The organism is Microbacterium maritypicum (assembly GCF_041529975.1).
GTDB lineage: Bacteria > Actinomycetota > Actinomycetes > Actinomycetales > Microbacteriaceae > Microbacterium.
Genome location: NZ_CP168030.1, coordinates 3,428,598 through 3,442,156 on the forward strand (window position 1 = coordinate 3,428,598; position 13,559 = coordinate 3,442,156).

A 13,559-nucleotide genomic window follows, 5' to 3' on the forward strand; every position below is an offset into this window, starting at 1 on the left:
ACCTCAGCGGGCCAGCAGCTCCCGGGCGGCTCCGTCTCCGTCGAGCAGACGGTTGCGACGGCGCTGCACCCGCCATCCATCGGCCGTGCGGCGCAGCTCCCAACGGTTCGCGCTGACCCGTTCGCCGATCCAGCGCTCGCCCTCGCGCAGCATCACGACCGAGTGCGTCACCGCCACGGCGTCGTCGCCGTCGATCTCGATGCGCGGCGCGGAGACGATGTGCGCGCACCCGCGGCGCATGTACTCCACGTGCGTCGGGATCGACACGAGCGAGCGGATGTCGTCGGCCCCGAGCACCGTGTCATCGAACTGATAGGTGCCGCCCGGTGCCCACAGCGCCGCGACCGCGTCGGCATCACCGGAATCCGCAGCGGGGCCGTACCGCGCGATGAGATCGGCGATCTCGGCGCGGTCCTCCAGCACCTGCAGGCGCCGCTCCAGCGCCTCGCTCACCAGTCCTGCCAGGGGATGATCGTCTTCACCGGGGTGGACAGCATCCGCTCCCCCGCCTCGGGGAAGCCGTCCTCGACCGCGCGGAGCCGCGGGGTCACGTCGGCGGGGTCGTCTTCCAGGTACACCAGGCGGATGCGGATGCTCCCGGGCGGATCCGCCGGCGTCTCGTCGAACGGCAGCGATGAGTGCCGCTGCGGGTGGCTGTACGAGAACGTCCAGGCTCCGGCCACGCCGTCGACGTCGAGCAGAGCGGGGATGAGCTCGCGGTCCTCGCGACGGTGCGCCTCGTGCGTCTCGCCCCCGTGCGGATCGGTGAACCGGGTCGCGGTGAGGTGGATCCCCCGGTGCGGACGGTAGGGCAGCACCTCCGGGTCGACCAGCGCCCGCGCGGCGGCGTACCCCTTGACCGGACGGAAGAACGCCAGCATCGGCCGGTGGATGCCGGGGATCAGCGGACCGCGCCCCCACTGGAACGACGCCTCGCCGAGGGCGTCCCAGGCTGCGACCGATTCGTCCACGGGATCGCGGAACCAGTACATGGCGACGAAGTCGACGGCGCCGGAAAGCGACCCGTCGGCGAGCTCGGCGTATTCCGGGCGGACATCCCACCGGTCACCCCAGGCCACGCCGGGGAGCGCGAGGTTCTCCGGACGATGGTCGAGCTGATGCCACCGGTTGTAGTCCCCATGCAGCGAGCGGTCGTCGAGGCGGACGAAGGAGAAGAAGGCGAGAGGCGCGAACACCTTGTCAGTCAAGCGTTTGCTTGGTTAGGTGTCAACACCCTCGTGGAGGAATCCTCCTCAGCGCCCCGAGACCTTGCCGAACACCTTCGCGATCGGCGCGAGCACCAGCGGGCGGGCGGCCACCCAGGCGAGCGCGATCACCACGAGCGAGAGGATGAAGACCCAGAACCCGGTCCAGGTGGCCGCATCCTGCGACGCGAACATGTGGTTCAGGTTGCGCAGGAATCCGGTGAGCATCACGAGCGCGACGTGGGCGATGATGAACGCCACGAAGTACAGCATGATCGGGAAGTGCAGCGCGCGCGCCCACTCCACCGGGTACGCCTTGGACAGCTTCTCGGCCTTCTTCGGCCACAGCCCCGACATGCGGAACCCGGTGATCGCCGCCAGCGGCGCCGCGATGAACACGGTCACGAAGTACGCGAGCTGCTGCAGGCTGTTGTAGTTGTTCCAGCCGTTCTCGTGCGGCCAGTCGAACGAGACGTACTGCAGGGCCGCTGACAGTGCGTTCGGGAAGACCTCCCAGCTCGTCGGCACGATCCGCACCCAGTGCCCGGTGACGAACAGCAGCACGACGAAGATCACGCCGTTGACGAGCCACAGGATGTCGAGCGCCTGGTGGAACCAGAGATTCAGGCTGATCTTGCCCTTCGCGTTTCCGCGCGGCGTCCAGAACACCGTCGGCCGCTTCTCGGTGCGCACCTGCAGCCCCGAGCGGATGATCAGCACGATCAGGAACATGTTGAAGAAGTGCGCCCAGTTGACCCACGGCGCGAAGCCCGGCTCGACCGCGATCGCCGGCTCGTACTCGCCGGGGAACGCCGCGAGGAAGTCCTGCATGAACGGGAAGCTCAGGAGCGCCCGCACGAAGGCGATGGCGGCACCAGCCAGCACCCCGAGTGCCGCGGCGCCGAACAGGACCGCGATCGCCTGCGGCCAGGTCGGACGCGGGCGACCCGACGACGGAGTCTCGGCGACGTGGCGCGGAGCGCGACCTCTCCAGACCGTACGAGTCCACGGCAGCGGGGTGTCGAGGTCGGCGAGGACCGGGACGACCAGGGCGGAACCGGCGGCCGGGGCGGCGGGTTCCGGGGCGGCGACAGCCTCGTTGAGCGAGTCCGCCTCCACCACCCGGTCGTTGAGCGAGGACGGCGAAGCCGACCGAGACGAAACGTCCGCCACCGGGACAGTTCCCGCGGGCGGCCAGGCCTCCCCTCCCGCGATGCGTGGAAGCCCTCGACGGATGCTGGTGCCAGCAGACATGGAAGGTTCTGTGACTCGGGGCGTTTCGTCTCGCTGCGCTCGCTCAACGACCGGGGTCGCTCCCGACGCGATGACCGGGGCCGCGGTCGCGCTCGAGTCGGAGACCGAGGCCGTACCGACCGCGGAGCTAGCAGCACGCGCAGCAGCGGGCTGGCCAGGAAGGGCAACGTCCGCTGGAGGCCACGGCTCGCCACCCGGCACGCGCGGCAGACCGCGACGGATACGCGATCCACCGCTCACCGCGGCGTCGACAACCGGAGACGCAGCTGCGACAGGGGCGCCTGCCCCTTCCGCCTCGGCGACAGCATCCGTCGTCGCCGCCACGGGGACCGGCTCGGCACCGACGTCGGCGACCGGTGCGACCGGTGCGACCGACGATTCCGCCACGGCATCCGACGATGCATCATCCGACACCACCGCATCCGACACCACCGCATCGGCGGGCGGCCACGGCTCCCCGCCCGGCACGCGCGGCAGACCGCGTCGCAGCATCCGCGTCGCCATGACTACTTCTTCCGCGCCTCGAGGGCGGCGATCACCTTCGGGACCACCGCGAACACGTCGCCGACGATGCCGAAGTCGGCGACGTCGAAGATCGGTGCCTCCGGGTCCTTGTTGATCGCGACGATGTTCTTGGAGGTCTGCATGCCCGCGCGGTGCTGGATCGCACCCGAGATGCCGAGAGCGACATACAGCTGCGGAGACACCGAGACGCCGGTCTGACCGACCTGGTGCGACTGCGGGATGTATCCCGCGTCGACGGCGGCTCTGGACGCACCGACGGCAGCGCCGAGCGCATCGGCGAGCTCTTCGACGAGCACGAACTTCTCCTTCGACGCGAGGCCGCGTCCACCGGAGACGACTCGCGTGGCTCCGCGCAGCTCGGGGCGGGAGGAGGCGACCTCGACAGCCTCGACCGGACCAGCCGTCGCGGCGACCGCGCCGGACGGGGTGACGTCGAGCACCTCGACCGAGTGCGACGGCACGGCCTCGGCGCGCGCATCCACCGCGCCCTGACGCACCGTGATCACCGGAGTGCCGAAGGTCGCGGCCGAGTCGACGAGGTATGCCCCGCCGTAGACGGAATGGTGGGCGACGACGCCCTCGTCGTCACGGGAGACGCCCACGGCATCCACCGAGAGGGCGCTCTTCGTGCGCGCCGCGAAGCGCCCGGCGACATCGCGGCCGGAGATCGAGTTCGAGATCAGCACGGCGTCGGGGCGCACCTGTGCGGCCGCGGCCTGCAGGGCATCCACGATCGGCACGGTGAGCACGGACGGGTCGCCGTCGGCGGTGAGCACGACCGATGCTCCTGCCGCAGCGGCCTGATCAACCGCGGCCGGGCTGCCACCGACGATGAGCGCCACGGGCGAGCCGATCGTCGAGGCCGCGCCGATGAGTGCCGCCGTGCTGCTCGCGACATAGCCGGACGGGTCGACGTCGATGAGGACGAGGATCGGGTTCTCGGACGAGGTCATCTCACACCAGCCTGTTCTGCACGAGGTACTCGACGAGCTTGTCGGCCGCGTCGCCTTCATCGGTGATCTTCACGCCGGCGGCCCGCGGGGGCTTCTCCGACACGGCGGTCATGATCGTCCGCGGAGCGGCGGACGGATCTGCCGAGACGTCGAGGTCGGCGAGCGAGAGCACCTCGAGGGGCTTCTTCTTCGCCGCCATGATGCCCTTGAAGTTGGGGAAGCGCGCATCGGGGAGCGCCTCGGTGATCGAGATCACCGAGGGCAGCGGGGCCGAGACCGGCTGCCCGCCGGCGTCGGCGGCGCGGGTGCCGGAGACCTCGGAGTCGGTGATCTCCACGGAGCTGAGCGCGGTGGCCTGGGCGAATCCGAGGTGCTCGGCGAGCATCGCCGGGATGACGCCGCCGGAGCCGTCTGTCGACAGGTTGCCGGTGATGACGAGATCCGGCGCACCGCGGCGGATGGCCGCGGCCAGCACTTCGGCGGTGAGACCGAGGTCGGCGCCGGCGAGCTGTTCGTCGGCGATGTGCACGGCCGATGCGGCGCCGATCGCGAGCGCCCGGCGCACCGAGGCGGTCGAGCCGGCGGGAGCCATCGACAAGGCGACGACCTCCGTGCCCTCGTTCTTGTCGGCGTAGCTGAGCGCGACCTCGAGCGCCCGCTCGGTGATCTCGTCGAGGACGACATCGCCGGCCGCACGATCGGCGAGTCCGGTCTCGAGATTCAGCTTGCGATCGCCATAGGTGTCCGGCACCTCTTTGACCAGGACGAAGATCTTCATCGAATGCTCCTCACGACAGCCCGAGTCTATCCGCATCGGGCTCTATGTAGCCAAAAACGGAGGTAATCACGGTTCGGAGCCGCCGTTTCCGCCGACAATGTATACATACTCCACACTGCGGCGGCCGTGCGCGCCGCGGTCCCCCCATCCTCCCCCGCCGGTACCGTAGAGACGTGACCCGACCCCGCCCTCTTCCCGTGGACCCGCTCGCCGAAGCCAAGCGGCAGTGGCTCGCTCACGGATGGACGGATGCCGCCGACGGCATGGCCGTCGTCACCTCGGTCATGCGGGCCCAGCAGCTGCTGCTCGCCCGGGTCGATGCGGCGCTCAAGCCATTCGCCCTCAGCTTCGCCCGGTTCGAGGTGCTGCGCCTGCTGGCGTTCAGCCGCGCCGGTCGCCTCCCCCTGTCGAGCGTGGTCGCCCGCCTCCAGGTGCACCCGACCACGGTGACCAGTACGGCGGAACGCCTGGTCCGCGACGGGCTCATCGCCAGGGAGCCGCATCCGCACGACGGACGCGCCGCACTCCTCGCACTCACGGATGCCGGTCGAGAGCTGGTCGAACGCGCCACCCGGGCGCTGAACTCCGAGGTCTTCGCCGACCCCGGCATGAGCCGCGACGACGCTGCCGAGCTCGTCGCGATCGTCGCGCGACTGCGCAAGGACGCCGGAGACTTCGCCGATCCGCGTCCGCAGCCCGACGCCCTCTGACATGGCACGGTTCACGCTCGAGTCGGTCATCGCGGCCGCTCCTGCCGAAGTGTTCGCCGCATCGCTCGATCCGGAACTCCACGTGAAGAGCATGGCCCGGTACGGCGAGACGATGATCGAGGCCCCGGCGGGCGGGGTCTTCACCGAGGGATCGACGGCCACGTGGCGGGCGCGTCACTTCGGTATCCCCTTCCGCCTGCGGTCGATCGTGTTCGACGTCGATCCCCCACGCGGTTTCTCAGACCGCCAGATCGCCGGCCCGTTCCGCGACTTCCTGCACCAGCACCGCTTCGAGGAGCATCCGGCCGGCACGCTCATGCACGACACCGTGACTTTCCATTCGCCGCTGGGGCCGCTCGGCCGCCTGGTCGACGCGATGTTCCTGCGCGCGTACATGCGTCGGCTGATCCTGGAGCGCAACGCGATCCTGGCCGCGGAATTCGAGGGACCCGGGCGTACGCTTTCGGCATGAGCGAACTGCGCTTGCACACCGTCCTCACCGGCCGTGGCCCGGCTGCGGCGATCCTGCTCACGGACGAGCAGGTCGCGTCGCTCGGTGCCGGCAAGGCCTTCCCGGTCGCCGTGACGATCGACGGCCGGACGGCCCGACTGCGCGTGGCCCGTATGGGCAGCGAGAACATGATCGGCTTCAGCAAGGCCGTGCGCGCCGACCTCGGACTCGAGATCGGGCAGGACGTCGATGCCGTGATCCGCGTGGATTCGGCCGAGCGCACGGTCGACGTTCCGCACGAACTCGCCGCGGCCCTGGATGCCGACCCCGGGGTGCGCGCCGCTTTCGACGCCCTGTCGTACTCCGTCCGCAAGGAGCACGCGCGCTCCGTCACCGACGCGAAGCAGGACGCGACGCGCGAGCGACGCATCGCGAAGATCGTCGACGCCCTCCGCGACTGAGGCGGTGCACAACTCCGCAAGAATCCTCGCGACGTGAGCGCCGAGGCGGCGCGGCGGCCAGCCCGACGACTTTTCTGAGGAGTTGTGCACGGGCGGATCAGCGGTTCTGGAAGTCGGGCGACCGCTTCTCCCGGAAGGCCGACATGCCCTCCTTCTGATCAGCGGTGTCGAACAGCGCGGCGAACGCCTGCTTCTCGTGTTCGAGCCCTTCGGCCAGGGTCGTCTCCATCGCGGCGTCGAGTGCGGCCTTCGCGGCGTACACCGACGGGAGCGACTTCGAGGCGATCGTGTCGGACAGCTTCGTCGCCTCGGCGAGGAGATCGGATGTCGGCACGACGCGGGACACGAGCCCGGCTCGTTCTGCTTCCTCCGCGCCCATGAAGCGCCCGGAGAGCACCAGTTCGGCCGCCTTGTAGTAGCCGACCGCGCGGATCAGGCGCTGCGTGCCGCCCATGCCGGGGATGACGCCGAGGTTGATCTCGGGCTGACCGAACTTGGCGTTGTCGGCGGCCAGGATGATGTCGCACATCATCGCCAACTCGCACCCGCCGCCGAGGGCGAACCCGGAGACGGCCGCGATCACCGGAGTGCGCACGGCGGCGAACTCGTGCCAGACGCCGAAGTGGTCGGTCTCGAGCATCTGCGCCGCGGACATGCCCTCCATCTCCTTGATGTCGGCACCGGCCGCGAAAGCCTTCTCCGAGCCGGTGACCACGATGGCTCCCACCCCCTCGTCGGCATCGAAAGCGACGGCGGCGGCGGTGACCTCCTCTGCAAGCCGGCTGTTCAGCGCGTTCAGCGCCTCGGGACGGTTCAGGGTGATCCACCCGACCCGTCCTCGCTGCTCGACCAGGATCGTCTCGTACTCGGTCATATCGCCCTCTCCGTCGAAGTACCGATCATCACACGACGCCGTCGCGGATGTCGGTGATGATGCCGGAGAAGTCACGGGACGCACCGTCGCCGGCGGCGAAGGCGGCGTACAGTTCCTGAGCGAGCCGGCCCATGCGTGCGTCGGTCGAGGTCTGCTCGATGGCCTGCAGCGCAAGGCCGAGGTCCTTCGCCATGAGCGCCCCCGCGAAGCCGGGCTGATAGTCGCGGTTGGCCGGGCTCGTGGGCACAGGCCCGGGAACAGGGCAGTTGGTCGTGATCGACCAGCACTGTCCGGATGCCTGCGAGACGACGTCGAACAGCGCCTGGTGCTCGAGCCCGAGCCGCTCCCCCAGCACGAAGGCCTCGGCGACGGCGATCTGCGAGACCGCGAGCACCATGTTGTTGCAGACCTTCGCCGCCTGGCCGAGCCCGGGACCACCGCAGTGCACGATGCGTTTGCCCATGATCTCGAGCAGCGGGAGCGCTGCCGCGTAGTCCTCCTCCGACCCGCCGACCATGAACGCGAGGGTGCCGTTCTCGGCCCCCACGACTCCGCCCGAGACCGGGGCGTCGAGGTTGCGGTGTCCCGCGGCGAGCGCCAGTGCGTGGGCCGCGCGGGCCTCGTCGACCGCGATGGTGGACGACTCGATGAAGAGGGTGTCCGGTCGCGCGGCCGCGAGCAGCTCCGTGCGATACGCCTCGATCACGTGCTTCCCCGCGGGGAACATCGTGATGACGACATCCGCATGCGCCACGGCATCCGCCCCGCTCGCCGCCACGGGGATGCCGGCAGCCTGCGCGGCCTCGATGGCCGCGGGCACGAGATCGAAGCCGTGCACCTCATGGCCGGCGGCGACGAGGTTCTTCGCCATCGGCAGACCCATGTGTCCGAGGCCGAGAAAAGCGACGACCGCTTTCGAGGACGACACGGTCATGATGCGCTCCGCATCGAGCTCGAACCCGCGGGTCGCAGCATCTCGCGTCCGACGATCAGTCGCATGATCTCGTTCGTCCCCTCCAGGATCTGGTGCACCCGCAGGTCGCGGACGACCCGCTCGATCCCGTAGTCCTGCAGATACCCGTAGCCGCCGTGCAGCTGCAGCGCCCGGTTGGCGACGTCGAAGCCGGCATCGGTGGCGAAGCGCTTGGCCATCGCACAGCGCATGGTCGCGTCGGGCGCCTGCTCGTCGACGGCCTGGGCACCGTCGCGCACCATCAGCCGGGCGGCGTGCAGTTCGGTGCGCATGTCGGCGATCGCGAACAGGATCGCCTGCTTCTCGGCGAGCGGCTCGCCGAACGCGACCCGCTCGTGCACGTACCGCACCGCCTTGTCGAGTGCCCACTCCGCGCCGCCGAGCGAGCAGGCGGCGATGTTGAGGCGACCGCCGTTGAGCGCCGACATCGCGATCGCGAACCCCCGCCCCTCGTCACCGAGCATCGCGGATGCCGGGACACGGACGCCGTCGAAGATCACCTGACGGGTCGGCTGCGCGTGCCAGCCCATCTTCTTCTCGAGCGGGCCGAAGCTCAGCCCCTCGGCGTCGCCGGGAACCAGGAATGCGCTGATGCCGCGGGCACCGGGCTCCCCCGTGCGGGCCATCACGACGTACACGGCGGCCTCGCCGGCACCGGAGATGAACTGCTTCATCCCGGTGAGCACGTAATCGTCGCCCTCGCGGACCGCACTGGTCGCGACGTTGGCGGCATCGGAACCGACGCCCGGCTCGGTGAGGCAGTAGCCGCCGAACTCCTGCATCGCGGTGAGCTGCGGCAGCCAGGTCTCGCGCTGCGTGTCGTCGCCGTAGGTGTCGATCATCCACACGACCATGTTGTGGATCGAGATGTACGCGGCGACCGCCGGGTCGCCCTTGGCGAGTTCCTCGAAGATCGCGACGGTGTCGCTGCGACTGAGGCCGGCACCGCCGAAGTCCTCGCGCACATAGATGCCGCCGAGCCCCAGCTCTCCGCCGCGATTCAGCGACTCGCGCGGGAAGAGGTGCTTCTCGTCGCGCTCGGCGGCGAAGGGGGCGAGCTCGCCCTCGGCGAACTCGCGGACGGCGCTGAGGATCGCCTCGCGCTCCTCAGCGGTGGTGGTGACGGTGGTCATGGTCATCATGTGTCCTTGTGGGATCTCGTGCCGGGACGTGGGGATCAGTGCATGGTGGGGATGACGAAGCTGGCTCCGTCGCGGATGCCCGCCGCGGGCCAACGACTCGTCACCGTCTTGGTCTTCGTGTAGAAGCGGAAGGCGTCGGTGCCGTGCTGGTTGAGGTCGCCGAAGCCGCTGCGCTTCCAGCCGCCGAACGTGTAGTAGGCGATCGGGACGGGGATCGGGACGTTCACGCCGACCATCCCGACCTCGACGCGTGCGGCGAAGTCGCGGGCGGCATCGCCGTCGCGGGTGAAGATCGCGACGCCGTTTCCGTACTCGTGCTCGGATGCCATCCGCAGCGCCTCTTCGTAGTCGGCGGCGCGGGCGATCACCAGCACCGGGCCGAAGATCTCCTCGCGGTAGATCGCCATGTCGGTGGTGACGTGGTCGAACAGGGTCGGTCCGAGGTAGAAGCCCGCCTCGTGCCCCTCGACGACGAATCCGCGGCCGTCGGCGAGCAGCGTCGCACCCTCGTCGACACCCTGCTGGATGTAGCCCTCGACCCGCTCGACGGCCGCCCGCGTGACCAGAGGTCCGTAGTCGACATCGGTCGCGAGAGAGGGTCCGATACGCAGTTGCGCCACACGCTCGGTGAGCTTGGCGGCGAGAGCATCAGCCGTCTCCTGCCCCACCGGGACCGCGACCGAGATCGCCATGCACCGCTCGCCCGCCGAGCCGTAGCCGGAACCGATCAGCGCGTCGACGGCCTGGTCGAGGTCGGCGTCCGGCATCACGATCATGTGGTTCTTCGCGCCGCCGAAGCACTGAGCCCGCTTGCCGTGCGCCGTCGCGGTCGCATAGATGTACTCGGCGATGGGCGTGGAGCCGACGAACCCGACGGCGCGGATGCGGTCGTCGGTGAGCAGTGTGTCGACGGCCTCCTTGTCGCCGTGCACGACGTTGAGCACTCCTGCCGGCAGCCCGGCCTCGAGGAACAACTCGGCGATGCGCACCGGCACGGAGGGGTCGCGCTCACTGGGCTTGAGCACGACCGCGTTGCCCGCGGCGAGCGCGGGGCCGGCCTTCCACAGCGGGATCATCGCGGGGAAGTTGAAGGGCGTGATCGCGGCGACCACCCCGAGCGGCTGACGCATCGAGTAGACGTCGATGCCGGTACCGGCCCCCGTCGAGTACTCGCCCTTCAGCAGATGCGGCGCTCCGGCGGAGAACTCGATGACCTCGAGCCCGCGCTGGATGTCACCCTTCGCATCGTCGACCGTCTTGCCGTGCTCACTCGCCAGCAATTCGGCCAGCGAGGTCATCTCGCGCTGCACCAGGTCGAGGAACCGCAGCAGCACGCGGGCCCGCTTCTGGGGATTGGTCGCGGCCCACGCGACCTGCGCCTCTTCGGCGTTAGCGATCACGCGGCGCACCTCGTCGGCGGAGGCCAGCGGCACACGCGCCTGCACGGCACCCGTGCTCGGATCGAACACGTCGGCGAAGCGACCGGAGTCGGGGGTGAGAAGCGATCCGCCCACGAAGTGCGGGATAGTACGAGTCATTGTGTGACGTCCCTTCGTGCCGTCGTTGGCACAATGAGGAGTTTACTCGGAGGGCCGGATATTTACTAGGACGTCCTTGCATTTCCGGTCGGCTCGAGAATGCGGCGGAGCGTGGTTGTTCGCGCCCCGTTCACCGCCGCGTCATCTCGCCCGGGTACAACTGCAGGTGCGCGGACAGAGACTCAGACCGGATCGGGTGTCACGTCTACCGCGCGCACGGTGAGCACTCTCGCTCCCGTCGCGGCGCCCACGCCGCGAGACCCCCGCCGAATCGGGTCGGCGGGGGTCCTCTCCGTCCGGGCCCGAAGCGGCCTGCAGCCCTCCGCATCCGAATTAGAATCGACGGTGCGCTGCCACCCCTGGCGCATCCGCTTCGGCGTCCCGACCCCGGCCGCCCGTTCCCCGAGGACCGCACCATGTCCGAACCCCTCACCGTGTCCATCCGCCGCGAAGTCGACCCCGAGCGCATCGTCGAGGCGACCGCCTGGGTGCAGACGGGCGTGAACCTCGCGACGAAGTACCCGGGCTTCCTCGGCTCCGGCTGGGTGCGCGCCGGCGAGGATTCGCAGGTGTGGCACATGCTGTACCGCTTCGCGAGCGAGGACTCGCTCACCGCGTGGGAGCAGTCGGCCGAGCGGGCCTGGTGGCTCTCGATGGGCGAGGGCTTCGTGCGCAGCGAGCGCTCCAAGCGGCGCACCGGGATCGAAGGCTGGTTCGACGAGCCGACCACCGGGACCATCACGCTCCCGGCAGCCGACGGCACCACCGAGACGGTCACCGTCGCCCCCGCTCCGCCGCGATGGAAGCAGGCGACCTCGATCTGGCTGGGCTTCTTCCCCGTGAACCTCGCATTCACCTACGCGATGAGCCCCGTCCCCGGATGGAACGAGCTGCCGATCTGGCTGCGCGTGCTCGTCACCACTCTCGTGCTCACGCCGATCATGGCCTACTGGGTACTCCCGTTCGTCACCCGCTCGCTGCGGAACTGGCTCGCGCGCTGAAGCCCTCCCTGGCGCCCGGCAATCAGGCGACGGCGGCTCGAAGCGCCCGATCGATCTCGGCGACGGCATCGGTGAGGGGACCGGGTCGGCGCACCGCATAGAGCGTGTTGATCGGCGGATCGTCGGTCTCTCGCAGCACGACCAGCCGCCCGTCGGCGAGCTCCTCGCTGATCAGGTCGGTCGGCAGCACGGTCGCCCCCGCGCCAGCGACGGCTGCCGCGGCGAGCGCCCGCAGGTCGGGAACGATCAGCGCCGGTTCTCGGTCGAGCCGCACGCCGAACACGTGCCGCCAGTACCGCCGCAGGATCGGTACATCGTGCGCGTAGGCGAGAAGCGGGACGGACTCGAGGTCATCCGGGGTGATCCCGCGTCGCGGGTCCAGATCGAGCGACGGCGCGGCGACGAGGACGAACTCCTCATCGACGAGAGCGGCAGTCGGAAGTGCGCGCCCCTTCGGGCGGACGGCGGAGACCACGAGGTCGAGACTGCCCATTCGCAGCTGCTCGAGCAGCTCGTCCGCCAGCCCCGTCGTCACCGCGATCCGCCGACCGTCGGCGACCATCGATGCCAGCGCCCGCATCCCCACGCGTTCGATGAACTCCGCCGCCCCGCCGATGCGCACCGGCGGCGCCTCTGCGGGTGGCGGGTTCCCGAGCGCCAGCGCGAGCGCGTCGAGGGGGCCCGAGAGGCGCGCGGCCCGGTCATCCGCTCGCGGCGTGGAACGGATGCCCCTGGCGTGCCGGACGAACAGCGGTGCACCCACGCTGCGCTCCAGCGCCTGCAACTGGGTCGTGACGGATGACTGCGCGAGCCCCAGCGTCCGGGCTGCCGCAGAAACCGACCCGGACCGGTGTGCGGCGAGGAACGTCCGCCAGAGCGCGAGATCGCGCAAGCCATCGTCATTCCGATCGGTCATATCGAGAATGTATCGGAATCGGTGACGATGAGGGGCGGTTGTCCCCCGTATCCGCATCCCACGGCATCCGCCGTCCGACCCTCTGGAGCACGCATGTCCTCAGTTCTCTTCGTCGTCACCGGCGCCCGCACCTGGACCCTCACGGACGGCACCGAGCACCCGACCGGCTACTGGGCCGAGGAACTGCTCACCCCCTACCGCGCACTTCGCGATGCGGGCCACTCCGTCTCGTTCGCAACCCCCGGTGGCGTCGCTCCGGTCGCCGACGCCGGGAGCCTCACCGAAGGCGACGCCGAGTCGATCGCCGCGATCGACGGGCTCGCCACCCCTCTGGTGCTGGCCGACATCGATCCCTCCGCCTACGACGCCGTCTACTACCCCGGCGGCCACGGTCCGATGCAGGACCTCGCGATCGACGAGGACTCCGCCGCGCTGATCACCGCGACGCTCGCCGCCGGACGCCCGCTCGCAGCCGTCTGCCACGGTCTCGCGGCTCTGCTCCCGGCGCGTACCGCGGCAGGGGAATCGGTCGTCGCCGGACGCCGCATCACCGGGTTCACCGACGAGGAGGAGCGCCTCGGTGGCCTCGCCGACCGTGCGCCCTTCCTGCTCGAGAGCGAGCTGCGCGCCCGCGGCGCCGAGGTCGACATCGCCTCGCCGTGGAGCGATCACACCGTGGTCGACGGGCTCCTCATCACCGGCCAGAACCCGCAGTCCTCGGCATCCGCGGCTCTGGCGCTCGTCGCCGCACTCGCCTGATCGGAACCGGCGCCGCGAC

General features: G+C 70.0%; 15 protein-coding genes. 5 read left to right on the forward strand and 10 right to left on the reverse strand.

All coding sequences use genetic code 11. The features are described 5' to 3' along the window. Positions 1-3 precede the first annotated feature (3 nt). The 5 genes from ACCO44_RS16620 to ACCO44_RS16640 are packed head-to-tail and all read right to left on the reverse strand — an operon-like array spanning position 4 to position 4,715. Positions 4-453, reverse strand: a complete 450-nt coding sequence (locus tag ACCO44_RS16620) for a nuclear transport factor 2 family protein (protein WP_262001640.1) — start codon at positions 451-453, stop codon at positions 4-6. Continuing rightward, positions 450-1,208, reverse strand: coding sequence for a hypothetical protein (locus ACCO44_RS16625; protein WP_372467463.1), 759 nt, complete (start codon positions 1,206-1,208; stop codon positions 450-452). Before ACCO44_RS16625 ends, ACCO44_RS16620 begins: the two co-directional genes overlap by 4 nt. Positions 1,209-1,253: 45 nt before the next feature. Then, complete coding sequence (locus ACCO44_RS16630; protein WP_372467464.1) at positions 1,254-2,963, reverse strand: cytochrome b/b6 domain-containing protein; 1,710 nt, start codon at positions 2,961-2,963, stop codon at positions 1,254-1,256. 2 nt (positions 2,964-2,965) lie between these two features. Continuing rightward, a complete protein-coding gene (locus tag ACCO44_RS16635; protein WP_372467465.1) occupies positions 2,966-3,937 on the reverse strand; it encodes an electron transfer flavoprotein subunit alpha/FixB family protein in 972 nt (323 codons plus the stop codon). 1 nt (position 3,938) lies between these two features. Then, positions 3,939-4,715 carry an electron transfer flavoprotein subunit beta gene (locus tag ACCO44_RS16640; protein ID WP_372467466.1) on the reverse strand — a complete coding sequence of 259 codons (777 nt, stop codon included), beginning with the start codon at positions 4,713-4,715 and terminating at the stop codon, positions 3,939-3,941. A 173-nt stretch (positions 4,716-4,888) separates the two neighbouring features. Here ACCO44_RS16640 and ACCO44_RS16645 point away from each other — a divergent pair, with 173 nt between their 5' ends. Genes ACCO44_RS16645 through ACCO44_RS16655 form a run of 3 tightly spaced genes read left to right on the forward strand, consistent with a single transcriptional unit; the run spans position 4,889 to position 6,337 of the window. Further along, positions 4,889-5,425 (forward strand): MarR family winged helix-turn-helix transcriptional regulator, encoded by a 537-nt coding sequence (locus tag ACCO44_RS16645; RefSeq protein WP_262001645.1) that lies wholly within the window; start codon positions 4,889-4,891, stop codon positions 5,423-5,425. A gap of 1 nt (position 5,426) precedes the next feature. Beyond that, positions 5,427-5,897 carry an SRPBCC family protein gene (locus tag ACCO44_RS16650; protein WP_372467467.1) on the forward strand — a complete coding sequence of 157 codons (471 nt, stop codon included), beginning with the start codon at positions 5,427-5,429 and terminating at the stop codon, positions 5,895-5,897. Next, positions 5,894-6,337: a YdeI/OmpD-associated family protein gene (locus tag ACCO44_RS16655; RefSeq protein WP_372467468.1), complete on the forward strand. Its 444-nt coding sequence runs from the start codon at positions 5,894-5,896 to the stop codon at positions 6,335-6,337. The genes ACCO44_RS16650 and ACCO44_RS16655 overlap by 4 nt, the downstream gene beginning before the upstream one ends. A gap of 97 nt (positions 6,338-6,434) precedes the next feature. On the opposite strand, the gene ACCO44_RS16660 is transcribed toward ACCO44_RS16655, so the two are convergent. Genes ACCO44_RS16660 through ACCO44_RS16675 form a run of 4 tightly spaced genes read right to left on the reverse strand, consistent with a single transcriptional unit; the run spans position 6,435 to position 10,864 of the window. After that, complete coding sequence (locus ACCO44_RS16660; RefSeq protein ID WP_372467469.1) at positions 6,435-7,211, reverse strand: enoyl-CoA hydratase-related protein; 777 nt, start codon at positions 7,209-7,211, stop codon at positions 6,435-6,437. Between the two features lie 28 nt (positions 7,212-7,239). After that, positions 7,240-8,145: a 3-hydroxyisobutyrate dehydrogenase gene (gene mmsB, locus ACCO44_RS16665; protein ID WP_372467470.1), complete on the reverse strand. Its 906-nt coding sequence runs from the start codon at positions 8,143-8,145 to the stop codon at positions 7,240-7,242. After that, positions 8,142-9,323: an acyl-CoA dehydrogenase family protein gene (locus ACCO44_RS16670; protein WP_372467471.1), complete on the reverse strand. Its 1,182-nt coding sequence runs from the start codon at positions 9,321-9,323 to the stop codon at positions 8,142-8,144. The genes mmsB and ACCO44_RS16670 overlap by 4 nt, the downstream gene beginning before the upstream one ends. Before the next feature lie 38 nt (positions 9,324-9,361). Further along, entirely contained in the window at positions 9,362-10,864 is a 1,503-nt protein-coding gene (locus ACCO44_RS16675; RefSeq protein ID WP_372467472.1) for a CoA-acylating methylmalonate-semialdehyde dehydrogenase, read from the reverse strand. Positions 10,865-11,280: 416 nt separating this feature from the next. Between ACCO44_RS16675 and ACCO44_RS16680 the strand changes: the two genes are divergently transcribed. Continuing rightward, positions 11,281-11,865 (forward strand): antibiotic biosynthesis monooxygenase, encoded by a 585-nt coding sequence (locus ACCO44_RS16680; RefSeq protein WP_372467473.1) that lies wholly within the window; start codon positions 11,281-11,283, stop codon positions 11,863-11,865. Positions 11,866-11,887: 22 nt separating this feature from the next. On the opposite strand, the gene ACCO44_RS16685 is transcribed toward ACCO44_RS16680, so the two are convergent. Then, positions 11,888-12,781 carry a LysR family transcriptional regulator gene (locus ACCO44_RS16685; RefSeq protein ID WP_372467474.1) on the reverse strand — a complete coding sequence of 298 codons (894 nt, stop codon included), beginning with the start codon at positions 12,779-12,781 and terminating at the stop codon, positions 11,888-11,890. A 93-nt stretch (positions 12,782-12,874) separates the two neighbouring features. Here ACCO44_RS16685 and ACCO44_RS16690 point away from each other — a divergent pair, with 93 nt between their 5' ends. Beyond that, a complete protein-coding gene (locus ACCO44_RS16690; protein ID WP_372467475.1) occupies positions 12,875-13,540 on the forward strand; it encodes a type 1 glutamine amidotransferase domain-containing protein in 666 nt (221 codons plus the stop codon). Positions 13,541-13,559: the final 19 nt, after the last annotated feature.